The sequence below is a fragment of the Pseudomonas sp. NY15354 genome, from assembly GCF_048068075.1.
Taxonomy (GTDB): Bacteria; Pseudomonadota; Gammaproteobacteria; order Pseudomonadales; family Pseudomonadaceae; genus Aquipseudomonas; species Aquipseudomonas guariconensis_C.
Window position 1 is genome coordinate 341,666 of record NZ_JBLUPV010000002.1, and the last position, 22,787, is coordinate 364,452.

The 22,787-nt window shown below is 64.4% G+C and carries 20 protein-coding genes; 15 read left to right on the forward strand and 5 right to left on the reverse strand.

Going from position 1 to position 22,787, the window contains the following annotated elements; all coding sequences use genetic code 11:
* Positions 1 to 224 precede the first annotated feature (224 nt).
* From ACNFCH_RS03455 to ACNFCH_RS03480, 6 genes are all read left to right on the forward strand, one after another.
* Entirely contained in the window at positions 225 to 1,580 is a 1,356-nt protein-coding gene (locus ACNFCH_RS03455) for a pitrilysin family protein (RefSeq protein WP_337156882.1), read from the forward strand.
* Complete coding sequence (locus ACNFCH_RS03460; RefSeq protein WP_416742237.1) at positions 1,573 to 3,069, forward strand: M16 family metallopeptidase; 1,497 nt, start codon at positions 1,573 to 1,575, stop codon at positions 3,067 to 3,069. The genes ACNFCH_RS03455 and ACNFCH_RS03460 overlap by 8 nt, the downstream gene beginning before the upstream one ends.
* Positions 3,069 to 3,671: a 16S rRNA (guanine(966)-N(2))-methyltransferase RsmD gene (rsmD, locus tag ACNFCH_RS03465; RefSeq protein WP_337156884.1), complete on the forward strand. Its 603-nt coding sequence runs from the start codon at positions 3,069 to 3,071 to the stop codon at positions 3,669 to 3,671. Before ACNFCH_RS03460 ends, rsmD begins: the two co-directional genes overlap by 1 nt.
* Before the next feature lie 90 nt (positions 3,672 to 3,761).
* Entirely contained in the window at positions 3,762 to 5,105 is a 1,344-nt protein-coding gene (locus ACNFCH_RS03470) for a M16 family metallopeptidase (RefSeq protein ID WP_416742238.1), read from the forward strand.
* Positions 5,102 to 6,520, forward strand: a complete 1,419-nt coding sequence (locus ACNFCH_RS03475) for a M16 family metallopeptidase (protein ID WP_416742239.1) — start codon at positions 5,102 to 5,104, stop codon at positions 6,518 to 6,520. Before ACNFCH_RS03470 ends, ACNFCH_RS03475 begins: the two co-directional genes overlap by 4 nt.
* 48 nt (positions 6,521 to 6,568) lie before the next feature.
* Positions 6,569 to 7,561: a hydrolase gene (locus ACNFCH_RS03480; RefSeq protein ID WP_337156887.1), complete on the forward strand. Its 993-nt coding sequence runs from the start codon at positions 6,569 to 6,571 to the stop codon at positions 7,559 to 7,561.
* Positions 7,562 to 7,600: 39 nt separating this feature from the next.
* Here ACNFCH_RS03480 and ACNFCH_RS03485 read toward each other — a convergent pair whose 3' ends face one another.
* Positions 7,601 to 8,455: a sulfurtransferase gene (locus ACNFCH_RS03485; RefSeq protein ID WP_196162387.1), complete on the reverse strand. Its 855-nt coding sequence runs from the start codon at positions 8,453 to 8,455 to the stop codon at positions 7,601 to 7,603.
* 35 nt (positions 8,456 to 8,490) lie between these two features.
* On the reverse strand, positions 8,491 to 9,156 hold the full coding sequence (locus ACNFCH_RS03490) for a TetR/AcrR family transcriptional regulator (RefSeq protein ID WP_070091987.1): 666 nt from the start codon (positions 9,154 to 9,156) through the stop codon (positions 8,491 to 8,493).
* Between the two features lie 227 nt (positions 9,157 to 9,383).
* Between ACNFCH_RS03490 and ACNFCH_RS03495 the strand changes: the two genes are divergently transcribed.
* The 5 genes from ACNFCH_RS03495 to ACNFCH_RS03515 all read left to right on the forward strand — a co-directional run bounded on the left by ACNFCH_RS03495 (position 9,384) and on the right by ACNFCH_RS03515 (position 13,880).
* Positions 9,384 to 10,814: a coniferyl aldehyde dehydrogenase gene (locus ACNFCH_RS03495; RefSeq protein ID WP_337156888.1), complete on the forward strand. Its 1,431-nt coding sequence runs from the start codon at positions 9,384 to 9,386 to the stop codon at positions 10,812 to 10,814.
* Between the two features lie 13 nt (positions 10,815 to 10,827).
* Positions 10,828 to 11,313, forward strand: coding sequence for a twin-arginine translocation pathway signal protein (locus ACNFCH_RS03500; RefSeq protein ID WP_416742240.1), 486 nt, complete (start codon positions 10,828 to 10,830; stop codon positions 11,311 to 11,313).
* 15 nt (positions 11,314 to 11,328) lie between these two features.
* The gene (locus ACNFCH_RS03505; RefSeq protein WP_416742241.1) at positions 11,329 to 12,927 is read left to right on the forward strand and encodes a GMC family oxidoreductase N-terminal domain-containing protein; all 1,599 of its coding nucleotides are present in this window, start codon (positions 11,329 to 11,331) and stop codon (positions 12,925 to 12,927) included.
* 112 nt (positions 12,928 to 13,039) lie between these two features.
* The gene (gene coaD / locus ACNFCH_RS03510; RefSeq protein ID WP_070091991.1) at positions 13,040 to 13,519 is read left to right on the forward strand and encodes a pantetheine-phosphate adenylyltransferase; all 480 of its coding nucleotides are present in this window, start codon (positions 13,040 to 13,042) and stop codon (positions 13,517 to 13,519) included.
* 109 nt (positions 13,520 to 13,628) lie between these two features.
* Positions 13,629 to 13,880: a YfhL family 4Fe-4S dicluster ferredoxin gene (locus tag ACNFCH_RS03515; protein ID WP_043208655.1), complete on the forward strand. Its 252-nt coding sequence runs from the start codon at positions 13,629 to 13,631 to the stop codon at positions 13,878 to 13,880.
* 98 nt (positions 13,881 to 13,978) lie between these two features.
* On the opposite strand, the gene mutM is transcribed toward ACNFCH_RS03515, so the two are convergent.
* Positions 13,979 to 14,791 (reverse strand): bifunctional DNA-formamidopyrimidine glycosylase/DNA-(apurinic or apyrimidinic site) lyase, encoded by an 813-nt coding sequence (gene mutM / locus ACNFCH_RS03520; protein ID WP_337156891.1) that lies wholly within the window; start codon positions 14,789 to 14,791, stop codon positions 13,979 to 13,981.
* Positions 14,792 to 14,797: 6 nt separating this feature from the next.
* A complete protein-coding gene (locus ACNFCH_RS03525; RefSeq protein ID WP_337156977.1) occupies positions 14,798 to 15,610 on the reverse strand; it encodes an HDOD domain-containing protein in 813 nt (270 codons plus the stop codon).
* Between the two features lie 194 nt (positions 15,611 to 15,804).
* Here ACNFCH_RS03525 and ACNFCH_RS03530 point away from each other — a divergent pair, with 194 nt between their 5' ends.
* From ACNFCH_RS03530 to ilvD, 3 genes are all read left to right on the forward strand, one after another.
* Positions 15,805 to 16,341, forward strand: a complete 537-nt coding sequence (locus ACNFCH_RS03530; RefSeq protein ID WP_337156892.1) for a type 1 glutamine amidotransferase domain-containing protein — start codon at positions 15,805 to 15,807, stop codon at positions 16,339 to 16,341.
* 127 nt (positions 16,342 to 16,468) lie between these two features.
* Positions 16,469 to 17,665 carry a class I SAM-dependent rRNA methyltransferase gene (locus ACNFCH_RS03535; protein ID WP_337156893.1) on the forward strand — a complete coding sequence of 399 codons (1,197 nt, stop codon included), beginning with the start codon at positions 16,469 to 16,471 and terminating at the stop codon, positions 17,663 to 17,665.
* Between the two features lie 345 nt (positions 17,666 to 18,010).
* Positions 18,011 to 19,852 carry a dihydroxy-acid dehydratase gene (ilvD, locus tag ACNFCH_RS03540; RefSeq protein WP_196162380.1) on the forward strand — a complete coding sequence of 614 codons (1,842 nt, stop codon included), beginning with the start codon at positions 18,011 to 18,013 and terminating at the stop codon, positions 19,850 to 19,852.
* 105 nt (positions 19,853 to 19,957) lie between these two features.
* Here the strand turns inward: ilvD and ACNFCH_RS03545 are convergent, their stop codons facing one another.
* The gene (locus ACNFCH_RS03545) at positions 19,958 to 21,013 is read right to left on the reverse strand and encodes a haloacid dehalogenase-like hydrolase (RefSeq protein ID WP_337156894.1); all 1,056 of its coding nucleotides are present in this window, start codon (positions 21,011 to 21,013) and stop codon (positions 19,958 to 19,960) included.
* A gap of 246 nt (positions 21,014 to 21,259) precedes the next feature.
* Between ACNFCH_RS03545 and ACNFCH_RS03550 the strand changes: the two genes are divergently transcribed.
* The gene (locus tag ACNFCH_RS03550; protein ID WP_337156895.1) at positions 21,260 to 22,651 is read left to right on the forward strand and encodes an L-cystine transporter; all 1,392 of its coding nucleotides are present in this window, start codon (positions 21,260 to 21,262) and stop codon (positions 22,649 to 22,651) included.
* Positions 22,652 to 22,787 lie beyond the last annotated feature (136 nt).

Here is a 22,787-nt window from a genome sequence, read left to right on the forward strand (position 1 = left end):
CGGCTATCTCAGGGTAGCGATGGGCCATCAGCGGCGCATCGGGAATTCTCTAAACGCAGAACAGACTATTTTGAATCCGGCTGGTTCATGCGCAATATTTTGTCGTCAGGCCCGCGGGCCAGAACGGCGACAGGCATGGTCGCCAGGCAACCGGATCAGTATCCTAGCACCTCCTGGCCCGCCGACGCTAAACCCTGCGGGCCGCCGTACAGGTTATCCAACGTATGAATGCTCTAGCCCGCCGCGCCGCTGGCCTGTTGCTCAGCACGCTCTGCCTGCCGTTCGCAGCCCTTGCCGCCGATCCGCAACCCACCCACGAGTTCATCCTCGACAACGGCCTGAAAGTGGTCGTGCGCGAAGACCATCGCGCACCGGTGGTGGTCTCGCAGATCTGGTACAAGGTCGGCTCCAGCTACGAGACGCCAGGCCAGACCGGCCTGTCCCACGCCCTCGAGCACATGATGTTCAAGGGCAGTGCCAAGATTGGTCCGGGCGAAGCTTCGCGCATCCTGCGCGACCTGGGCGCCGAGGAAAACGCCTTCACCAGCGACGACTACACCGCCTATTACCAGGTCCTGGCCCGCGACCGCCTGCCGGTGGCCCTGGAGCTCGAAGCCGACCGCCTGGCCAGCCTGCGCCTGCCGGCCGATGAGTTCAGCCGCGAAATCGAAGTTATCAAGGAAGAACGCCGCCTGCGCACGGACGACCAGCCCAATGCCAAGGCCTACGAGCTGTTTCGCGCGATGGCCTATCCGGCCAGTGGCTATCACACACCGACCATCGGCTGGATGGCCGACCTCGAACGCATGAAGGTCGAGGAACTGCGCCACTGGTACGAGTCTTGGTACGCACCGAACAACGCCACCCTGGTGGTCGTCGGCGACGTCACCGCCGAAGAGGTCAAGGCCCTGGCGCAGAAGTATTTCGGCGCCATTCCCAAGCGCGCCGTTCCCCCGGCCAAGCTGCCCTTGGAACTGGCCAAACCCGGCCTGCGCCAGCTGACCCTGCATGTACGCACCCAATTGCCGAGCCTGATCTACGGCTTCAACGTGCCAAGCCTGGCTACCGCCAAGGACGCGCGCGCGGTCAATGCCCTGCGACTGATCTCGGCGCTGCTCGACGGCGGCTACAGCGCGCGCATGCCGTCGCGCCTGGAGCGTGGCCAGGAGCTGGTGGCCGGTGCCTCGTCGGGCTACAACGCCTTCACCCGGGGCGACAGCCTGTTCATGATCTCGGCCACGCCAAACGTGCAGAAGCAAAAAACCCTGGCAGACGTCGAGAAAGGCATCTGGCAGTTGCTCGATGAGCTCAAGACCACCCCACCCACCGCCGAAGAGCTCGAGCGCGTGCGCGCCCAGGTGATCGCCGGGCTGGTCTACGACCGCGACTCCATCAGCAGCCAGGCCACCACCATCGGCCAGCTGGAAACCGTGGGCCTGTCCTGGAAGCTGATCGACAGCGAACTGGACGAACTCAAGCGCGTGACCCCGCAGGACATCCAGGACGCCGCACGCACCTATTTCACCCGCGAACGCCTGAGCGTTGCCCATGTACTGCCCGAGGAGTCCGCTCATGAGTGATCGCAGCGCCCCCCGCTACACCTTGTTCGGCCTCGGGATCATCACCCTGGTCGTGGCCCTGGCCCTCGTGCTGGCCCACCCGGCCCAGTCGGACAACACCGCAACGGCGAAGGACACAGCCGCGCGCCCGGCCAACACCCTGCAGTCGCTGGCCGAACTGGACGGCAAGGCGCCCAGCCGACGCCAGCTGAACATCCAGAGCTGGAACACCGCCGAAGGCGCGCGGGTGCTGTTCGTCGAAGCGCGTGAACTGCCGATGTTCGACCTGCGCGTGACCTTCGCCGCGGGCAGCAGCCAGGACGGCGATGTGCCGGGCCTGGCGACCCTGACCAATGCCATGCTCAACGAAGGTGTGTCCGGCAAGGACGTGACCGCCATCGCCCAGGGCTTCGAAGGCCTGGGCGCGGATTTCGGCAACGGCTCCTACCGCGACATGGCGGTCGCCACCCTGCGCAGCCTGAGCACGCCCGACAAACGTGAACCGGCCCTGAAGCTGTTCGCCGAAGTGGTGGGCAAGCCGACGTTCCCGGAAGACGCTCTCAAGCGCATCAAGAACCAGCTGCTGGCTGGTTTCGAGTACGAGAAGCAGAACCCAGGCAAGATCGCCGGCAAGATGCTGTTCAACCAGCTCTACGGCAACCACCCGTACGCCCACCCCAGCGACGGCAGCGCCGAAAGCGTCCCTGGCATTACCCAAGCGCAGCTGCGCACCTTCCACGCCAAGGCCTATGCCGCCGGCAATGCCGTGATCGCCCTGGTCGGCGATCTGAGCCGAGCCGAAGCCGAAGCCATCGCGGCTCAGGTCTCCAGCGCGCTGCCCAAGGGCCCGGCGCTGGCCAAGCCCGCCCAGCCAGCCGAACCCAAGCCTGGCCTGACCCATGTCGATTTCCAGTCCAAGCAGACCCACCTGATGCTGGCGGAGCTTGGCATCGACCGCCAGGACACGGACTGGCCGGCGTTGTCCTTGGGTAACCAGATCCTCGGCGGCGGCGCTTTCGGCACCCGCCTGATGAGCGAAGTACGCGAGAAGCGCGGCCTGACCTATGGGGTGTATTCGGTCTTCAGCCCCATGCAGGTACGCGGACCGTTCATGATCAACCTGCAGACCCGTGCCGAGTTGAGCGAAGGCACCCTCAAGCTGGTCCAGGACATCCTTGCCGACTACCTCAAGAGCGGCCCCACCCAGCAAGAACTGGACGATGCCAAGCGCGAGCTGGCCGGCAGCTTCCCGCTGTCGAACGCCAGCAACTCGAGCATCGTCGGCCAACTGGGCGCCATCGGTTTCTACAACCTGCCACTGACCTGGCTCGAGGACTTCATGCAGCAGTCCCAGGACCTGACCGTCGAGCAGGTCAAGGCCGCCATGAACAAGCACCTGGCAGCGGACAAGCTGGTGATCGTCACCGTCGGCCCGACCGTGGCGCAGAAACCACTGCCACCGCCCACTGACAAACCCGCCGAGCAACCGCTCGGCGTACCGGAGCACTAATGGCCAAGCCATCGACCCCTGCCCGTCCAGGCCAGGCCCCGAGCAAGGGCCCAGGACACCTGCGCATCATCGCTGGCGAGTGGCGCAGCCGCCGCCTGGCGGTCCCGGAAGGCGAAGGCCTGCGGCCGACACCGGACCGGGTGCGCGAAACTTTGTTCAACTGGTTGGCGCCCTATATCGAAGGCGCCCTGGTGCTGGATGCCTTCACCGGCAGCGGCGCTCTGGTACTCGAGGCCCTGTCGCGGGGCGCCAAGGACGCCGTCGCCCTGGACAGCAACCCGGCCGCCATCGCCAACCTCAAGGACAACCTGGAAGTGCTGCGCTGCCCACGCGGCCAGATCCTGCAGACCGATGCCCTGCGCTACCTGCAGGGCCCGGCCAAGCAGCAGTTCGACGTTGTGTTCCTCGACCCGCCCTTCCACCAGGACCTTTTGGCCAACACCTGCAACTTACTGGAAGAGCGCCAGTGGCTGAGCGAAAGCGCCTGGGTCTACACCGAGAGCGAAGCCGCGCCTTCCACCTTGCAGATGCCCGGCAACTGGCGCCTGCACCGGGAGAAGAAAACCGGGCAGGTGCATTACGCGCTCTGGCAACGGGGCTGAACCGGCGGCCTGCCTAATTATGTAACGCAGGCGGGCCCGCCCTTTCGCTGAAGCTGCTCCGGCTTATCGCCCTTGAGGAGCACTTCAGCGATGATTTCGTCCCCGCCTCCACGCCGTCAGGCCCACACAGGTTCAACCAGTCTCGACGCACTGGTATCGGCCAAACCTGCCCCTTTGCATCATTTCAGGCTGGATAACGGCCTCTCGGTCTACCTGCATGAAGACCACAGCACCCCTTTGGCCGCCGTCCAACTGTGGTACCACGTCGGTTCGAGCCATGAGCCGCCAGGGCACTCGAACCTGTCCCACCTGCTCGAGCACCTGATATTCCAAGGCAGCCGCAAGCTCCCTGCCGGGCAGTATTCCCGACTGATCGCCCGCCTGGGCGGTGTGGCCAATGCCACCACCCATGATGACGCCACCTCGTTCGAGATGAGCTTGCCAGCCACACGGCTGCCCATCGCCCTGGAGATCATGGCCGATGCCATGCAGGGCGCGAACCTGGAACCGGCAGCATTCGCGCAGGAAGTCAAAGCCGTTGCGGACGAACGCCGCCTCAGGGTAGACAATTCGCCGATCCAGTTGGCATTTGAACAGCACCGAAAGCTCGCCCATGAGGACAACGCCTATGGGGTGCCCAGCTTCGGCTATCCGGTCGACCTCCAGGAGATGAGCCTGGCATCGGTACGCACGTGGTACCGAACCTGGTATCAACCGAACAACGCGACCCTGGTGGTCGCAGGTGCGATCAATCCGCAAGCCCTGCGTCAGCAGGTAGACACTTACTTTGCGGCCCTGCCACCCGCCCCGCTTCGTGACAAGTCCGCTCCTCGGCATAGCACCGTGCTTGCAGAACGCAGCCAGACGCTGGTTCAACCCACGCTGGTGGATGGCCTGTTCATGTCGTTCAACGTGCCCAGTCAGGCTACTGCCCCTTCTCGGGAAACCGCCCTGGCCCTGCGCCTGCTCTGGCAAATTCTGGGTGTCGGTTACAGCGCCAGGCTGTACAACCACCTGGTCCGCGACAAGCGCATCCTCACACGCACTCAACTCACCTATGACCACCACGTGCGGGGTGACACGCTGCTGACCCTCTCGGCCAGCACGGTCCCCCAGAGGGCCACTGCCCAGCAGGCGGCTACCCAGGTATGGCAACTGATCGACACGCTTCGAAGCGCTGCACTACCGCACGCCGTGCTCGAAGGCGCAAAGCTGCGCCTGCTTGCCACCCGTCTGTACGAGCGCGATGACCTCGCTCACCAGGCGACGCTCATTGGCCATGCGGCCGCTGCGGGCCTGGACCCGGCACTGCTCGCTGAGGAGCCCGGCATCATCCGCGACCTTGCCAGCAGCACCCTGCAACGCGTCGCCAGCGAATACCTGAGCCGGGAACGGCTGACGACAACCTACCTGCAGCAAGGAGTGCCAGCATGACCGACGCCCATTCCACCTCGGCAACCTCCGGCGCCTGCAACCCCCTTGCACCCGACACCCTCGCCCTGACCCTGGCCAACCTCGCTTCGGCGCAGGCCCTTGACCTCGAACCGACCCCGCTGGTGAAGCACGACATACAGCATTGGCGCACAAAAGAAGGCGCCCGCGTCCGTTTTCTGGCCTCCCATGAACGACCGATGTTCGACCTGGTGCTGCAATTCAGGGCTGGCAGCGCCCTGGATGGTGATACGCCGGGCCTGGCGGCCTTGACCCTCTACGCGCTCGACCAGGGCACAGCCCAGCTCGATGCGGCCCAGTTCACCGAGCAACTGGAAGGGCTTGGCGCGATCATGAGCCGGCAAGTGACCCAGGACTGCGCCATCATCACGCTGCGTAGCCTGAACATGCCGGCTCTACGGACCAGCGCGCTGCGATTGGTCACCGAGATGGTCGCCCGCCCCGCCTTTCGCCCTGAGGATGTCGCGAAGATCAGCGCACGCCTGGTCGGTGTCCAGCACAGTAGCCTCCAGCCGCCCTATGCGCAGTTGTTCGATGCCACGATGGGGCAACTGCTCGCAGGTCACCCTTATGCCACGCCACTGGCCGGAACGCTCGACGGCCTGGGCGCCCTGGCACCCGACGAACTGCGCGCCTTTCATCGGCAAGCCTACTCGGCCAACAATCTCGACATCGGCTTGGTTGGCGACCTGTCCGGTAAAGATGCCGAGGCACTGGTGAACGATCTTGTACAGGCATTGCCGCAACAGTGGGCCGCCGTGCCACCGCCCACGCTGCCAGCGCCCATCGCTGGCACCCTCGATCTTGAGCGCCCAAGCGCCAGCACTCAGGTGCTGCTGACGCTACCGCTGCATGTCTGGCCTGCGCAGCCGGGTTATCCGGCCTTGCTGATGGCCAATGAAATCCTGGGGGCCGGCTTCGAATCACGGCTGACCGCCGAGCTGCGCACACGTCGCGCGCTGACTTACAGCATCTATGCTGTATTGAAACCGATGGATGCGGGATGCCTGTGGCAGGTGAGCTGGGATATCGCACCTGAACACCAGAAGGCCTCCAGGGCCCTGGTGTCGAACGTGCTTGAATGCTTCATCGCCCATGGGCCCACCCAGGCCGAATGCGACCTGGCCCTGAACCAGCTGGCGGGCAAGCTGATGCATGGCATGGCCGACAACGAGGCGCTGGCCAAGGGCTTGGCAGCATTTAGCCAACAGGGGCTGCCAGCGAACCATCTGGCGACGTACCTGGAAAAGCTCGCAGCCTTGACACCCGAGGACATTCGACAAGCCGCTCGGGGCTGGCTCGATATAAAAAAGGCCTTTTTCGCCACCCTTGGCCCTGCCGTCGATCAGCAACCGTTGCCCGAGCCACCGACCATAGGCGTAGAGGGCAACCCCTGAAGAGGCGCTTCATGGCAAGCTAGGCGAGTACATGACGAGTTGTCCAGCATGCCAAGTCCTACAGCGCAGTTCGCTCCCGCCATCGGTCTCTCCAATCCCCATCTGCAGACATTGTGGGGGCCGCTCTGGCGCAAAACGCCTGAGCTGCATCGAGTCCGCGAGCGGTTGTGGCTGGCCGACGGCGACTTTCTCGACCTCGACTGGCTTGGCCCCAACCAAGTCACCGCGCCGGTGGTGCTGGTGCTGCACGGCCTGACCGGCTCGTCCCATTCCCCCTATGTCAAAGGCTTGCAGCAGGCCCTGCAGGCCCATAGCTGGGCCAGTGTCGCGGTGAACTGGCGAGGCTGCTCGGGCGAGCCCAACCTGCTGACGCGCAGCTACCACTCCGGCGCCAGCGAGGACCTGGCCGAGACCATCCGCCATCTGCGCGCCCAGCGGCCTTTGGCGCCGCTCTACGCAGTGGGGTATTCGCTGGGCGGCAATGTGTTGCTCAAGTATCTGGGGGAAAGCGGCTCGGCCAGCCAGTTGCAAGCGGCGGTGGCGGTATCGGTGCCGTTTCGTCTGGACCAAAGCGCCGACCGTATCGGGATTGGCTTCTCGAAGGTCTACCAGGCGCATTTCATGCGCGAGTTGCTGGCCTATGTGCAACGAAAGCAGCGGCACTTTCGCGACAACGGCCACGTAGAGCGGCTGGCCGAGTTGGAAAGACTGGGGTCATTGCGCAACCTGCGCACCTTCTGGGACTTCGACGGCAAGGTTACCGCGCCCCTGAACGGCTTCAGCGATGCCTCCGACTACTACCGGCGCTCGTCGAGCCGCTATTACCTGGGTGAGAACCGCACCCCGACGCTGATCATCCAGTCCAGCGACGACCCCTTCGTCTTCGACCACAGCCTGCCGACCGCGAGTGAGTTGGCGCCCGACACGCACCTGGAATTGCACAGTCGAGGCGGGCATGTGGGCTTCGTGGAAGGGAGCCTGCGCAATCCAGGCTATTACCTGGAGCGCAGGATTCCGCAGTGGCTGGTGCAGGGGGTCTGATCGCGAACGGCATCGCGCCCTCGCTGACGTCAGGTGATATCAATCACCGGTCGCCACGCCGTGGCCAGGATCGTTGATCCACTCGCTCCAGGACCCGGCATACAGCCTTCCCAGTGGATACCCTGCCAACGCCAGGGCGAACAGGTTGTGGCAGGCAGTCACACCCGACCCACAGTAGGCCACCAGTTGCTCTGGCGCACGCCCGGCCAGCTTCTGGGCAAAACGCTGCTTGAGCTGCTCGGCCGGCAAAAAGTGCCCGTCCGGCCCCAGGTTGTCGGTGAAGGCCGCGCATTGGGCACCGGGAATGTGCCCGGCCACGGGATCGATCGGCTCGACCTCGCCACGAAAACGCGGCAAGCCACGGGCATCGATCAGGGTCAGTTCGGGGTTGTCCAGACGCTTGGCCAGGTGCTCGGCGTCGATCAGCAGCTTCATGTCCGGCGCGCCGGTGAACGTGCCCTCTCGCTTGGCAGGCGGGTCCAGGCTCAGCGGTTGGTGCGCGGCGTGCCAGGCCTTCAGACCACCGTCGAGAATCGACACGCCCTCACGCTTGCCCAGCCAAGCCAGCAGCCACCAAGCGCGGGCGGCAAAGGCACCCGGACCGTCGTCGTACAGCACCACCTCACTGTCGTTGTCCACGCCCCACTCACGCAGGCGTTCGATCAGCCGGTGCGGCTCCGGCAGCGGGTGACGGCCTGTCACGCCCTTGACCACTGGCCCGCTCAGGTCCCGCTCCAGATCAGCGAAGTGCGCGCCGGCGATATGCCCCAAGGCGTAGCTGCGCTGACCGTAATCCACATCCTCCAGGGCAAAGCGACAGTCGAGGATCACCAACCCGGGCGCGCCCAGGCGCTCGGCCAGCTGCGTTGGGGTGATCAATTGCGCGAGAGGCATGACAATCTCCTGATCGATAGCACGAAAGCCCGGGGTCATTGCTCCAGGGCCTGGTTGAAGGGAACGTGGAATTCCTCGCAGAGGGCATCCACGGCAGCACGCGCACTGGCGGTGACGAAGCCCAGTTCGAGCACCAGCACCTGGTAGACGCCACGCTTGAAAGCTTCTTCACCCAGATGCGCGGAATGTTCACGTGTAGTACTGAGAAAACGTACCCAGGATGTCAGCACGATCCAGGCATTGATGGTCAACGACTCGATCTGCGCGGCATCCATCGCAAGAATGCCAGCATCGACGAAGCCCCGGTAGATCGCCTGGGCCTGCTGCAGGCAGCGCTGGGAAAAACGGCGGTAACGGGCAGCCAGTTCCGGGTCGCTGTCGAGCAGGTGCTCAAGGTCCCGGTGCAGAAATCGGTAGTTCCACATCGCCGCGAGCAAGGCCTTGAGGTAGAAGCGTTTGTCCTCGACGGTGGCGACGCGCCCCTGGGGCGGGCGCAGGAAGCTGTCCACCAGCTCTTCGTACTGGCTGAAGAGCACGGCGATGATCGCCTGCTTGTTGGGGAAGTGGTAGTAGAGGTTGCCGGGCGAAATTTCCATATGCGCGGCGATGTGATTGGTGCTGACGCTACGTTCGCCCTGTTGGTTGAACAGCTCCAGGCTGTTTTGCACGATGCGCTCGCGGGTCTTCATGCGCGGGGCCATGCTCAGCTCCAGGTTCGTTGATGGTTCATCTTACGGTGTATCGACCAGGCGATGCACGGATGGTTTGGGCTGCGCTGGACAGGCAGCGCGGGATGGGCAGGTGTGCCGCCTGCAAAGGGCGGAGCCCACACTGCCGATAGATATTCCAAATGGCGCACTATATTGAATGTTCCAGGCAACGGATTAGAGTATATGCTCTAGCCATCAAGCACCCCAGCGGAGCAGCCATGACCTCGCAGATCACACAGTCTCCTGTGCATTCCGACCTCGACCTGGCAGCGACGTTCGACGCCCAGCGCCAGGCTTTCGCAGGCAACCCCATGCCGCCGCCCGCCCAGCGTCGACAATGGCTCAAGAGCCTGCGCGAAGCGCTGCTGCAAGACCAGCAACAGCTGATCGAGGCGATCGACCGGGATTTTGACGGCCGCAGTGCTGACGAGACCCTGCTGGCCGAGCTGATGCCGTCGATCCAAGGCCTGCGCCATGCCGAGCGCCACCTGCACCGCTGGATGAAACCTTCGCGCCGCACGGCAGGCCTGGCCTTCCAGCCCGCCAGCGCCCAGGTGCTCTATCAGCCATTGGGGGTGGTGGGGATCATCGTGCCGTGGAACTACCCGCTGTTCCTGGCGATCGGCCCGCTGACCGGCGCCCTGGCCGCCGGCAACCGGGTGATGCTCAAGCTCAGCGAGTCCACGCCGGCCAGCGGGCTGGCCCTCAAGGCGCTGCTGGAGCGGGTGTTCCCAGCCGATCTCGTGAGTGTCGTGCTCGGCGAGGTCGAAGTCGGCCAGGCCTTCTCCCGTCTGCCGTTCGATCACCTGCTGTTCACCGGCGCCACGGGCGTAGGGCGTCATGTCATGCTGGCTGCCGCACAGAATCTCACCCCCGTGACACTGGAGCTGGGCGGCAAATCGCCGGCCATCGTCTCCGCCAACGTGCCCCTGGAAACCGCCGCCGAACGCATCGCCTTCGGCAAAGGCCTCAACGCCGGCCAGACCTGCGTCGCGCCCGACTATGTGCTGGTACCTCGCGAGCGCCTGGACGGTTTCGCCGAAGCCTACCAACGCGCCATGCGCCGCCTGTACCCAAGCATCGCCGACAACCCCGACTACAGCGCCATCATCAACCCACGGCAACTGCAGCGCCTGGAGCATCTGCTCGCCGATGCCCGCGACAAAGGCGCCCGAGTCGTGGACTTGTATGCCGACGAGCCCCGCCAGGGCCGTCGCCTGCCACCGCACCTGCTGATGGCAGTGAACGACGACATGCAGGTGATGCAGGACGAGATCTTCGGCCCTTTGCTGCCCCTGGTGCCCTATGACAGCCTCGACCAAGCCCTGTCCTACATCAACCAGCGCCCAAGGCCGCTGGCGCTGTACTACTTCGGCTATGACCGCGCCGAGCAGGCCCATGTATTGCGCAATACCCATTCTGGCGGCGTATGCCTGAACGACACGTTGCTGCACGTGGCCCAGGACGACCTGCCCTTCGGTGGCGTGGGCCCGTCCGGCATGGGCCACTACCATGGCCATGAGGGATTCCTGACCTTCAGCAAGGCCAAGGCCGTGCTGGCCAAGCAGCGCCTCAACACCGCCCGGCTGATCTACCCGCCTTATGGCAAAGCCTTGCAGCGCCTGGTGTTCAAGCTGTTCATCCGTTGAGCGAGGTGATGCCATGCACCGCCGAGACCTGCTTCGGTTCAGCCTGGGCGCCAGCGTTTTCCTGAGCACCGCCAGCCTGGTCGGCTGCGCGCCACAAACCGGCGCGGCAGGCTTTTCGGTGCTGCGTGAAGACGACTTGCCGATGCTCACGGCGGTGATTCCAGTGGTGCTCGCCGGCACCCAGGCGTCCGAAGCGCTGGTGCTGCACAGCCTGGATCACAAGCTGGCGGCGCTCTCGCCGCCCATGCTCAAGCTCACCCGTCAACTGTTCGACGTGCTCAGTCTGCCGCTGACCCGTGGGCCGTTGACCGGCATCTGGGGCAGTTGGGAAAGCGCCAGCAGCGCCCAGGTAAACACCTTCCTGCGACGCTGGCGCGACAGTTCGCTGGACATGCTGCGCATGGGCCACGCCTCGCTGGTGCAACTGCTGCTGATGGCCTGGTACGAACGCCCCGAAGCCTGGGCCGCCTGCGGCTATCCCGGCCCTCCGAAGATCTGACCGAGACGCTTGCCCATGCCTGTCGCCGACCCGTTTCGCCAAGGCCTCGCCCGAGGCTGGATCACCCACGATGGCTCGCGTCTGGACCAGGACCTGACGCTGGAGGCCGACATCGCCGTAATCGGCAGTGGCGCTGGCGGCGCCACCAGCGCGGAGCTGCTCAGCGCCGCAGGCTTCAAGGTGCTGTTGATCGAGGAAGGCCCCCTCAAGACCAGCAGCGACTTCCTCCTGCAGGAGCAGGAAGCCTACGCTCAGTTGTACCAAGAGGGGCTCGGGCGCATGAGCAAGGACGGCGCCATCACTATCCTCCAGGGCCGCGCGGTGGGCGGCACCACCTTGGTCAACTGGACCTCCAGCTTCCGCACCCCAGAGCAGACCCTCGCGCATTGGGGCCGGGAACATGGCGTCAAGGGGCTGGCCAGCGACGATCTACACCCCTGGTTTGAACGCATCGAACAACGCCTGGGCATCAGCCCGTGGGCTGTGCCGCCGAATGCCAACAACGATGTGCTGCGCCGGGGCTGCGAGGCCCTCGGCTACCGGTGGGCGGTGATCCCACGCAATGTGCGGGGCTGCTGGAACCTGGGCTATTGCGGGATGGGCTGCCCGGTCAACGCGAAGCAATCGATGCTGGTGACCAGCATCCCAGCCACCCTCGACAACGGCGGCGAGCTGCTCTACCTCGCCCGCGCGCAGCGCTTCGAGCATGACGGCAAGCGAATCACCCAGTTGCTGTGCCAGGCCCTTGACCGCGAAGGCGTGGAGCCGACCGGGCGCCAGGTGCGAGTCCGCGCGCGGCACTACGTGCTGGCCGGCGGCGGCATCAACAGCCCAGCCCTGCTGCTGCGCTCAGAGGCGCCAGACCCACACCGACGGCTGGGCAAGCGCACCTTCCTGCACCTGGTCAATTTCAGCGCGGCGCTGTTCGACGAGCGTATCGACCCGTTCTATGGCGCGCCTCAGTCGATCTACAGCGACCAGTTCCAATGGCGGGACGGCATCGACGGGCCGATCGGCTACAAGCTTGAAGTACCGCCGCTGCACCCGGCGCTGGCGAGCACACTGCTGGGCGCCCATGGCCAGGAAAGCGCCCGGCGCATGGCCGGGCTGCCGCATACCCATATGATGCTGGCGTTGCTGCGCGATGGTTTCCACCCCGAAAGCCAAGGCGGCCAGGTGGAGCTGCGCGGCGACGGCTCGCCGGTGCTCGACTACCCCATCACCGACTACCTGCGCGATGGCTTGCGCCGGGCCTACCTGAGCATGGCGCGCATCCAGTTCGCCGCCGGCGCCACCCAGGTGATGCCGGTGCACAGCGATGCCCGCTACGCCACCGACCTGTCCCAGGCCCAGGCCTTGATCGATGGCCTGCGCCTGGAGCCTTTCCGCACACGTCTTGGCAGTGCCCACGTGATGGGCGGCTGCGCCCTGGGCGAAGATCCACGCCAGGCCGTGTGCGACAGCCTGGGGCGGCATCATCAACTGGAGAACCTGTCGATCCACGACGGCTCGTTGTTCCCCACCAGCATCGGCGCCAACCCGCAGCTATCGGTCTACGCCCTCGCCGCCCGGCTCAGCGATGCCCTGGCCACCCGCCTGGCTCAGGGCGCATGACAACGCACGGCCCGGCTGTCTATAGTGCCTTCATTCGGCCGTGCGACTTGGCCGGGCAGCAGTCGCTGCGCTACCATCCGACTCCCCAACGCACTCCAGCCAGGATGACGCGATGAACCGAGTGTTGTACCCGGGTACTTTCGACCCCATTACCAAAGGCCACGGCGATCTGGTCGAGCGCGCTTCGCGTCTGTTCGATCACGTGATCATCGCAGTTGCCGCCAGCCCGAAGAAAAACCCGCTGTTCCCCTTGGAACAACGCGTGGAGCTGGCCCGTGAGGTCACCAAGCACCTGCCCAATGTCGAAGTCATCGGTTTCTCGAGCCTGTTGGCGCATTTCGCCAAGGAACAGGGCGCCAATGTCTTCCTGCGTGGCCTGCGCGCGGTCTCGGACTTCGAGTACGAGTTCCAGCTGGCCAACATGAACCGGCAACTGGCGCCGGACGTCGAGAGCCTGTTCTTGACGCCGTCGGAGCGTTACTCGTTCATTTCCTCGACCTTGGTCCGGGAAATCGCCGCCCTGGGTGGCGACATCAGCAAATTCGTCCACCCGGTGGTGGCCGAGGCGCTGACCCAACGCTTCAAGAAGTGACACCCACTGCCTGATCATCGCGCCCGCGTGCACTGCGGGCGTGAATGCGGCACAATTGTGCCCACTGGTTTGATACATGCCCGGGCCAAGAGCCCCGGCCGGAGCCCCCATGTCCCTGATCATCACCGACGATTGCATCAACTGCGACGTCTGCGAACCCGAGTGCCCGAACGCCGCCATCTCCCAAGGCGAAGAGATCTACGTGATCGACCCGAACCTGTGCACCCAGTGCGTAGGTCACTACGACGAGCCGCAGTGCCAGCAGGTCTGCCCGGTCGACTGCATCCCCCTGGATGAAGCCCACCCGGAGACCCACGACGAGCTGATGGAAAAGTACAAGCGGATCACCGGCAAGGCCTGACGCTCGCACCCACAGGTACAGCAAAGCGCTTGAGGCCCTGCGCAAGACAGCTGGGAGCGGGTTCACCCGCGAAGGGCCGCAAGGCGGCCCCTGCAGGATCAGCGCTGGCAGCGCGGGCAGTACACGCTGGCCCGCTGCCCCAGCTTCACTTCCCTGAGCGTCGTGCCGCAGACCTTGCACGGCTGCTCCCCGCGCCCATACACGAACAACTCCTGCTGGAAATACCCCGGCTGCCCATCACCCCCGATGAAGTCGCGCAGCGTGGTGCCGCCCTGCTCGATGGCCGCCGCCAGCACCCGCTTGATCTCGATCGCAAGCCTCACATAACGCGCCCGGGAGACGCCGCCGGCCTCGCGCCGCGGGTCGATGCCCGCCGCGAACAGCGCCTCGGTAGCGTAGATGTTGCCCACCCCCACCACCACGGCGTTGTCCATGATGAACGGCTTGATCGCCATGCTCCGCCCACGGGACAGCTGGAACAATCGCTCGCCATCGAACAGGTCGGTCAGCGGTTCCGGCCCCAGGCGCACCAGCAGTTCATGATTGAGCGGGTCCAGGCTCCACAGCATCGCGCCGAAACGACGCGGGTCTGTGTAGCGCAGGGCCAGCCCCGACTCCAGTTCGATATCCACATGCTCGTGCTTGGCCACCGGCAATCCCTGCTCTACCAAGCGCAGGTTGCCCGACATGCCCAGGTGACTGATCAAGGTGCCGACCTCGGCATTGATCAACAGGTACTTGGCGCGCCGCTGGACGGTGACGATGCGCTGCCCCGACAGGCGCACGTCCAGATCCTCCGGGATCGGCCAGCGCAGGCGCCGGTCACGCACCACCACGCGGCTGACCCGCTGGCCTTCCAGGTAAGGCGCGATACCGCGCCGGGTAGTCTCGACTTCGGGTAGTTCCGGCATGGCTTTTCAGTGTCCGCCCAGTTCGCGAATGGTTTGCTTGAGGTGTTCGAAGTCGTACTCCGACAGGCCGATGTAATCGAGTACCAAGGGGCCGACCACCTGCCACTCATGGTCCTCGGCCTGGTTGCCCAGCACTCGGTAGGAGGCGCAGATGTGCTCGGCCATCTTCAACACCGCCAGCAGGTTCTTCAGTTGAGTATCGCGCGAAGCGTCGTCGCGAAACACCGCCAGGGCGTTGTGATGATTGGCGATGGCCGCGGTGATGTGCTCCGGCAGACGCCAGGATTTGGCGGTGTAATAGCCCACCACCGAGTGGTTGGTGTTGAACATGCGGTTTTCGGTGTCCACCACCCGCGTGGCTTCGCTGGCCTGGGCATAGGCAGTCTCCAGCACGCTCATGTAGTCGGGGAAACGCTTGAGCATCAAGGGCACGCCGCAATCGTGGAACAGCCCCAGGGTATAGGCCTCGTCCACGGCCGGGATGTCGGCGTGCCGGGCCAGGGTCAGACAGGTCATGGCCACGTCCTGGGCGGTGTCCCAGAAGCGATTGAGGGTGACGATGGTTTCATCGCTCATCTCGCCCTTGATCGACAGGGCGTTGATCAGGTTGATGATCGAACCGCTGCCCAGCAGCGCCACGGCGCGCTGGATCGAACCGACCTTGTCGGTCAGCCCGAAGTGCGGTGAATTCACCAGCTTGAGCAAGGCACCCGAGAGCCCCGGGTCCTGGGCGATCAGCTTGCAGATGGTGTCCAGGTCCGGGTCGGGCATGTATTGCTCGAACTGCAGATCGACCATGATCTGCGGCTGCGGCGCAATGCTGATCCCTTGCAGGACATGCTGGATCTGTTCGGGGCTGAGTTCCTGGGACATGGTGCACACATACGTTAAGGACGGCGAATTCTACCCCCGTCCGTCCGACAGGGCACCCACCACTGGCGCATTGCGCAGGAACTTTCATCCCACGCCGCCGGCCTCCTTTCTCAAGACCCACCGTCAAAGGAGAACCTCCCATGAGTGCAACACTGAACGGCAAACGCGTGGCCTTTCTGGTCACCGACGGTTTCGAGCAGGTGGAACTGACCGGCCCGCGCGAGGCGCTGGAACGCAACGGCGCGGTGGTCGACATCCTGAGTGACAAGGAAGGCACGGTGCGTGGCTGGAACCACGACAAACCCGCCGATGAATTCGCCGTGGACGCCACCTTCGAAGGCGCCAGCCTCGACCTGTACGACGCCCTGGTGCTGCCGGGCGGCGTGCAGAACTCCGATACCATCCGGCTCATTCCGGCCGCCCAGAAGCTGGTGAAAAGCCACGATTCGGCCCGCAGGCCGCTCGCCGTCATCTGCCATGGCGCCTGGCTGCTGGTGTCCTGTGGCCTGGCCAAAGGGCGCCGGCTGACCAGCTACAAGACCCTGCAAGACGACATTCGCAACGCCGGCGGCGACTGGGTCGACGAAGAAGTGGTGGTGGATGGCAACCTGATCACCAGCCGCAAGCCCGATGACATCCCGGCATTCAGTGAACAGCTGGTCAAGGCCTTGGCCTGAGACGCGAGCGTTGTGGGAGCGGGTTTACCCGCGAAAGCGCCCGCCCAGACAGCGGAAAACCGACGGGGCAACGCTCAGCGTAGGGCCAACACGCTATAATCCCGCTCTTTTTTCCCGGAGCGACGTCATGTCCCTGCCCAGCCTTCGCCTTAAAGCCAATGCCGACCGCCGCCTGCGTGCCGGCCACCTGTGGGTCTACAGCAATGAAGTCGATGTTGCCGCGACGCCGCTGCAGGGCCTGAAGGCCGGCCAGCAGGCCATCCTCGAAGCCGCCAACGGCAAGCCCCTGGGCGTGGTGGCCATGAGCCCGAACAACCTGATCTGCGCCCGTCTGCTGTCGCGTGACGTCAAGCTGCCGCTGGACAAGTCGCTGCTGGTTCATCGCCTCAATGTCGCCCTGTCCCTGCGTGAGCGCCTGTTCGACCAGCCCTGCTACCGCCTGGTCTATGGCGATTCCGACCTGCTGCCAGGCCTGGTGGTCGACCGCTTCTACGACATGCTGGTCGTCCAGTTGGCCTCGGCCACCATGGAAGCGCACAAGGATGATGTGATCGCCGCGCTGGTGCAGGTACTCAAGCCCAGCGGCATCCTGTTCAAGAACGACTCCGCCGCCCGCGACGCCGAAGGCCTGGAGCGCTATGTCGAAACCGTCTACGGCGAAGTCCCGGACTGGGTACCGCTGCAGGAGAACGGCGTGAAGTTCGAAGCGCCGGTGCGCGATGGCCAGAAGACCGGCTGGTTCTACGACCACCGCATGAACCGCGCGCGCCTGGCCCCCTACGTCAAGGGCAAGCGTGTGCTGGACCTGTTCAGCTACATCGGTGGCTGGGGCGTGCAGGCCGGTGCGTTCGGCGCCAGCGAAGTGTTCTGCGTCGACGCCTCCGGCTTTGCCCTCGACGGCGTCGAGCGCAACGCGGCGCTCAACGGCATCAGCGAAAAGCTGACCTGCATCGAAGGCGACGTGTTCGAGGCCCTGCGCGAGCTCAAGGCCGCCGAAGAGCGCTTCGACGTGATCATCGCCGACCCACCCGCCTTCATCAAACGCAAGAAGGACCTGAAAAACGGCGAGGCCGCCTACCGTCGCCTCAACGAACAGGCCATGCGCATGCTCACCAAGGACGGCATTCTGGTCAGCGCCTCGTGCTCGATGCACCTGCCCGAGGACGACCTGCACAACATTCTGCTGACCAGCGCCCGCCACCTGGACCGCAACCTGCAACTGCTCGAGCGCGGCGGCCAGGGCCCGGACCACCCGGTGCACCCGGCGATCCCCGAAACCCGCTACATCAAGAGCATCACCTGCCGTCTGCTGCCCAACAGCTGATATCCCTGGGGCCGCGTCGCGGCCCATCACGACGCAAGGCTGCTACAACGTTACGCGCTCCTATGCAGGAGCGGCCTTGCGTCGCCAAAGGGCTGCACGGCAGCCCCTTCTGGCCTACGCCCTCCGCCAACCATCCACATCCCCATTCCCTCGCCGCGCCAGCGGTGTAGAATCGGCCTATTCATCGCCAGACATCCCCGGCGGGTTTATGAGCTCTGGTCGGGCACACGGCGATCCCGTGATGCTTTCGGCCTCATCCGTGCCAGCGGCAACCGGCCTTCGGCGCAAAGGAAAGACAAGCTCACTCCCCATTTTGTGACCTGATTAAGCCGCCAGGAGTGCTTCATGCCTGATTATCGTTCCAAGACTTCCACCCAGGGCCGCAACATGGCCGGCGCCCGCGCCCTGTGGCGCGCCACCGGGATGAAGGACGAAGACTTCAAGAAACCGATCATCGCCATCGCCAACTCGTTCACCCAGTTCGTCCCGGGCCACGTGCACCTGAAGGACCTGGGCCAACTGGTCGCCCGCGAGATCGAACGCGCCGGTGGCGTGGCCAAGGAATTCAACACCATCGCGGTCGACGACGGCATCGCCATGGGCCACGACGGCATGCTCTATTCCCTGCCGAGTCGCGAGATCATCGCCGACGCCGTGGAATACATGGTCAACGCCCACTGCGCCGACGCCATCGTGTGCATCTCCAACTGCGACAAGATCACCCCCGGCATGCTGATGGCCGCCCTGCGCCTGAACATCCCGGTGATCTTCGTCTCCGGCGGCCCGATGGAAGCCGGCAAGACCAAGCTGGCCAGCCACGGCCTGGACCTGGTCGACGCGATGGTCATCGCCGCCGACTCCACCGCCAGTGACGAGAAAGTCGCCGAGTACGAGCGCAGCGCCTGCCCGACCTGCGGTTCCTGCTCCGGCATGTTCACCGCCAACTCGATGAACTGCCTGACCGAAGCCCTGGGCCTCGCCCTGCCGGGCAACGGCTCCACCCTGGCGACCCACGCCGACCGCGAGCAACTGTTCCTGACCGCGGGTCGCACCATCGTCGAGCTGTGCAAACGCTACTACGGCGAGAACGACGAGTCCGTCCTGCCACGCAGCATCGCCAACTTCAAGGCGTTCGAAAACGCCATGACCCTGGACATCGCCATGGGCGGTTCGACCAACACCATCCTGCACCTGCTGGCTGCGGCCCAGGAAGCGGAAGTGGACTTCGACCTGCGTGACATCGATCGCCTGTCGCGTAAAGTCCCGCAGCTGTGCAAGGTGGCGCCGAACATTCAGAAGTACCACATGGAAGACGTGCACCGCGCCGGCGGCATCATCAGCATCCTCGGCGAGCTGGCCCGTGGCGGCTTGCTGCACACCGACCTGCCGACCGTGCACAGCCGCAGCATGGAAGAAGCCATCGCCAAGTGGGACATCACCCAGACCGATGACGAAGCGGTGCACACCTTCTTCAAGGCAGGCCCTGCCGGCATCCCGACCCAGACCGCCTTCAGCCAGTCGACCCGTTGGGACACCCTGGACGCCGACCGCGCCGAAGGCTGCATTCGCAGCGTCGAGCACGCCTACTCCCAGGAAGGCGGCCTGGCCGTGCTGTACGGCAACATCGCTCTGGACGGCTGCGTGGTGAAGACCGCCGGTGTCGATGATTCGATCCTGGTGTTCGAAGGCAACGCGAAGATCTTCGAAAGCCAGGACAGCGCCGTGCGCGGCATTCTGGCCGACGAAGTGAAGGCCGGCGATGTGGTGATCATCCGCTACGAAGGCCCCAAAGGCGGCCCGGGCATGCAAGAGATGCTCTACCCGACCTCGTACCTGAAATCCAAGGGCCTGGGCAAAGCCTGCGCCCTGCTCACCGACGGTCGCTTCTCCGGCGGCACCTCGGGCCTGTCGATCGGCCACGCCTCGCCGGAAGCCGCCGCGGGCGGCGCCATCGGCCTGGTGCGCGACGGCGACAAGATCCTCATCGACATCCCTAACCGCACGATCAACCTGTTGGTCAGCGACGAGGAGCTGGCACACCGTCGTATCGAGCAGGACAAGAAAGGCTGGAAGCCTGCCGAAGCCCGCCCACGCAAGGTGACCACCGCCCTGAAGGCCTACGCCCTGCTGGCCACCAGCGCCGACAAGGGTGCTGTGCGCAACAAGGCGATGCTCGAAGGGCTGTAAGGCCTTTTGCAGGCATGAAAAAAACCGGCGCCTCGTGCGCCGGTTTTTTTTGGCTTGCGTCATTAGGGCCGCGAAAGGGCTGCAAGGCAGCCCCAATACGCAGCCTTACTGGATCTGCTCCGGCGTCACGATCACCCAATTCTTGTCCGCCGTCACCGGCAGCCCTTCCTTGGCCTGGGCCGCAGCATTCTTGGCGATCATCCCGTTCATCTGGTCCATGTACTTGGCCTTGCGGTTGATCCACAGGTGGATGCCGCCTTTGCTCACATCGACGCTGTGGAACTGCATATAGCCATCGCTGGTGGGGGTATCGCCACCGACCAGCACAGGTTTTTTCCATTCATCGATGTAGGTGAGGATGGCGGCCTGCTTGCCCGCCATCCACGTGGCCGGGGTCCACAGGTAGGGCGTCAGTTCCAGATCCTGGTTGGCCTTGGCGTCGTAGTTGCCCTCGCTGATCTGCTTACGCGGCGTCGTCAACTGCCCGGTGGCGCGGTTCTTGAGCAACAGGCTGACGCCGATCACGTTCTGCGGTTTGACGTTGTAGCCGTATTTGGGATCGGACGCGACCATCCGCACCAGATCTTCAGAAGCCGCGGAAATCACGTACACGTCGATGCCGTTTTCCATCAGCTTGTTGTACAGCTCGGTCTGCCCGGTGAAGACCTTCGGCGGCTGCACCTCCATCTGCTTGATCTGGTCACCCTCGTAATAGGTGGTCGGAATCGGCTTGCCAGAGGCCATCAGCGCGTCGACCTGCACCTTCAGCTCCTTGAGGGTGAAGCCCGAGAACACTTGGGCGACCCAGGGGTAGCAGACCATGTCGTCGATTTCACAGAGGCGGTAGTAGTAACTGAACAGGCTCTCCTTGTGATCGGCGGTGTCCTTGAACGGGATCAGCTTCAGGGACGGGTCGAGCTTGTCACGGGTGATCAGCCCTTTGTTTTCCATGAACGGCAGCAGGGACTCTTCCAGGTCGAAGCGATAACTGGTGTTGTCCATGTCGAAGACCGCGTAATTACCTTTGTTGGCATTGGCGGCGATCATGCTGTCCAACTGCTTGGCGGCCTCTGCGGGCCAGTGCTTGAGCTCTGTGGCCCAGGTCTCGACGCTCAGCAGCAGGGCCAGGCCCGCCGCGAGTACTTTCGGAGCAGACTTCATTGCAAGTTCTCCTGAACAGTGGACCTGCAACGCTAGACAAACAACGGCCATCACAGGGGCACGACAGCGACGTCCACACCGCTCGGTGCGCCATGGATCATCCTGTAAACGACACTTTTATATTCCAGAAACGACTAAGCACATTCGATTTGGATATAAATTCGTTTGTTTTTAGCCTGTTAGCATTTGCGTTCGCAATCGTTCACTCAGAGGCAGTGCCTCTTCGCTTTACCCCTTGGAGCTTCAATGAACCTGCCGCTGTCACTCAATCTGCTGACCTTCCTGGTCTTGCTGCTGGGCCTTTCGCAAACCCGCCGTACCGACTGGAGCCTGGCCAGGAAGGTCCTGCTGGGTCTGGTTCTGGGCGTGTTGTTCGGCCTGGTCTTGCATACGCTCTATGGCGCGGGCCACCCGGTGCTCAAGGCGACGATCGCCTGGCTCGACCTGGTCGGCAATGGTTATGTGGGCCTGCTGCAGATGATCGTCATGCCGCTGATCTTCGCGTCGATCCTCAGCGCCGTGGCCCGCCTGCACAATGCCTCGTCCCTGGGCCGGATCAGCGTGCTGAGCATCGGCACCCTGCTGCTGACCACCGCCATCGCTGCGCTGATCGGCATCACCCTGACCAACCTGTTTGGCCTGAGCGCCGACGGGCTGGTGGCCGGCGCCCAGGAGACCGCGCGCCTACAAACCATCCACAGCGACTATGCGGGCAAGGTCGCCGACCTCAACATCCCGCAACTGCTGCTGTCGTTCATCCCCACCAACCCGGTGGGTGACCTGGCGCGGGCCAAACCGACCTCGATCATCAGCGTGGTGATCTTCGCGGTGTTCCTGGGCCTGGCCGCATTGCAGCTGATCAAAGAGGATGCCGAGAAGGGTAATCGTGCCCTGGCCGCCATCGATACCCTGCAAGCCTGGGTGATGCGCCTGGTGCGCCTGGTGATGAAGCTCACCCCCTATGGCGTGCTGGCGCTGATGGCCAAGGTGGTGGCCAGCTCCAACCTCGAGGACATCCTCAAGCTGGGTAGCTTCGTGGCGGTGTCGTACCTCGGTCTTGGGCTGATGTTCGTGGTGCACGGCGTGATCCTGGCGGCGACCGGCGTCAACCCGCTGCGCTTCCTGCGCAAGGTCTGGCCCGTGCTGACCTTTGCCTTCACCAGCCGCTCGAGCGCAGCGAGCATCCCCCTGAACATCGAGGCGCAGACCCGCCGCTTGGGCGTGCCGCAGTCCATCGCCAGTTTCAGCGCCTCGTTCGGCACCACCATCGGCCAGAACGGTTGCGCCGGCTTGTACCCGGCCATGCTGGCGGTGATGGTGGCCCCAGCGGTGGGCATCGATACCTTCGACCCACTGTGGATCGCCACCCTGGTGGCCATCGTCACACTCAGCTCGGCAGGCGTAGCGGGCGTGGGCGGCGGCGCGACCTTCGCCGCGCTGATCGTGCTGCCGGCCATGGGCCTGCCGGTGGAACTGGTGGCGTTGCTGATTTCAGTGGAGCCGCTGATCGACATGGGCCGCACCGCATTGAACGTGAACGGCTCGATGACCGCGGGCGTGGTGACCAGCCAGTTGCTCAAGCAGACCGACCAGCAGCTGCTGGCCGATGATGCGCATGCCGAGCTGAGCCATTCCTAGCTCCGTGGCGACTTCTTCGCGGGTAAACCCGCTCCCACAGGTTGGACTGCCCCCAAGAAGTTGGACACCAATCCAACCCTTGGGGGATTCATGGGCAAGTACACAGAGCAATTCAAGCTTTCCGCGATCAGCGCTT

Bases quoted from the DNA above. Each gene is read 5' to 3' on its own strand.
- ACNFCH_RS03530 (WP_337156892.1), top strand. From the start codon at position 15,805: ATGAGTGCAACACTGAACGGCAAACGCGTGGCCTTTCTGGTCACCGAC.
- ACNFCH_RS03515 (WP_043208655.1), top strand. From the start codon at position 13,629: ATGTCCCTGATCATCACCGACGATTGCATCAACTGCGACGTCTGCGAA.
- ACNFCH_RS03475 (WP_416742239.1), top strand. From the start codon at position 5,102: ATGACCGACGCCCATTCCACCTCGGCAACCTCCGGCGCCTGCAACCCC.
- ACNFCH_RS03535 (WP_337156893.1), top strand. From the start codon at position 16,469: ATGTCCCTGCCCAGCCTTCGCCTTAAAGCCAATGCCGACCGCCGCCTG.
- ACNFCH_RS03485 (WP_196162387.1), bottom strand. From the start codon at position 8,455: ATGCCTCTCGCGCAATTGATCACCCCAACGCAGCTGGCCGAGCGCCTG.
- ilvD (WP_196162380.1), top strand. From the start codon at position 18,011: ATGCCTGATTATCGTTCCAAGACTTCCACCCAGGGCCGCAACATGGCC.
- ACNFCH_RS03480 (WP_337156887.1), top strand. From the start codon at position 6,569: ATGCCAAGTCCTACAGCGCAGTTCGCTCCCGCCATCGGTCTCTCCAAT.
- ACNFCH_RS03455 (WP_337156882.1), top strand. From the start codon at position 225: ATGAATGCTCTAGCCCGCCGCGCCGCTGGCCTGTTGCTCAGCACGCTC.
- ACNFCH_RS03500 (WP_416742240.1), top strand. From the start codon at position 10,828: ATGCACCGCCGAGACCTGCTTCGGTTCAGCCTGGGCGCCAGCGTTTTC.
- coaD (WP_070091991.1), top strand. From the start codon at position 13,040: ATGAACCGAGTGTTGTACCCGGGTACTTTCGACCCCATTACCAAAGGC.
- ACNFCH_RS03550 (WP_337156895.1), top strand. From the start codon at position 21,260: ATGAACCTGCCGCTGTCACTCAATCTGCTGACCTTCCTGGTCTTGCTG.
- rsmD (WP_337156884.1), top strand. From the start codon at position 3,069: ATGGCCAAGCCATCGACCCCTGCCCGTCCAGGCCAGGCCCCGAGCAAG.
- ACNFCH_RS03490 (WP_070091987.1), bottom strand. From the start codon at position 9,156: ATGGCCCCGCGCATGAAGACCCGCGAGCGCATCGTGCAAAACAGCCTG.
- ACNFCH_RS03495 (WP_337156888.1), top strand. From the start codon at position 9,384: ATGACCTCGCAGATCACACAGTCTCCTGTGCATTCCGACCTCGACCTG.
- ACNFCH_RS03545 (WP_337156894.1), bottom strand. From the start codon at position 21,013: ATGAAGTCTGCTCCGAAAGTACTCGCGGCGGGCCTGGCCCTGCTGCTG.
- ACNFCH_RS03505 (WP_416742241.1), top strand. From the start codon at position 11,329: ATGCCTGTCGCCGACCCGTTTCGCCAAGGCCTCGCCCGAGGCTGGATC.
- ACNFCH_RS03460 (WP_416742237.1), top strand. From the start codon at position 1,573: ATGAGTGATCGCAGCGCCCCCCGCTACACCTTGTTCGGCCTCGGGATC.
- ACNFCH_RS03470 (WP_416742238.1), top strand. From the start codon at position 3,762: ATGATTTCGTCCCCGCCTCCACGCCGTCAGGCCCACACAGGTTCAACC.
- mutM (WP_337156891.1), bottom strand. From the start codon at position 14,791: ATGCCGGAACTACCCGAAGTCGAGACTACCCGGCGCGGTATCGCGCCT.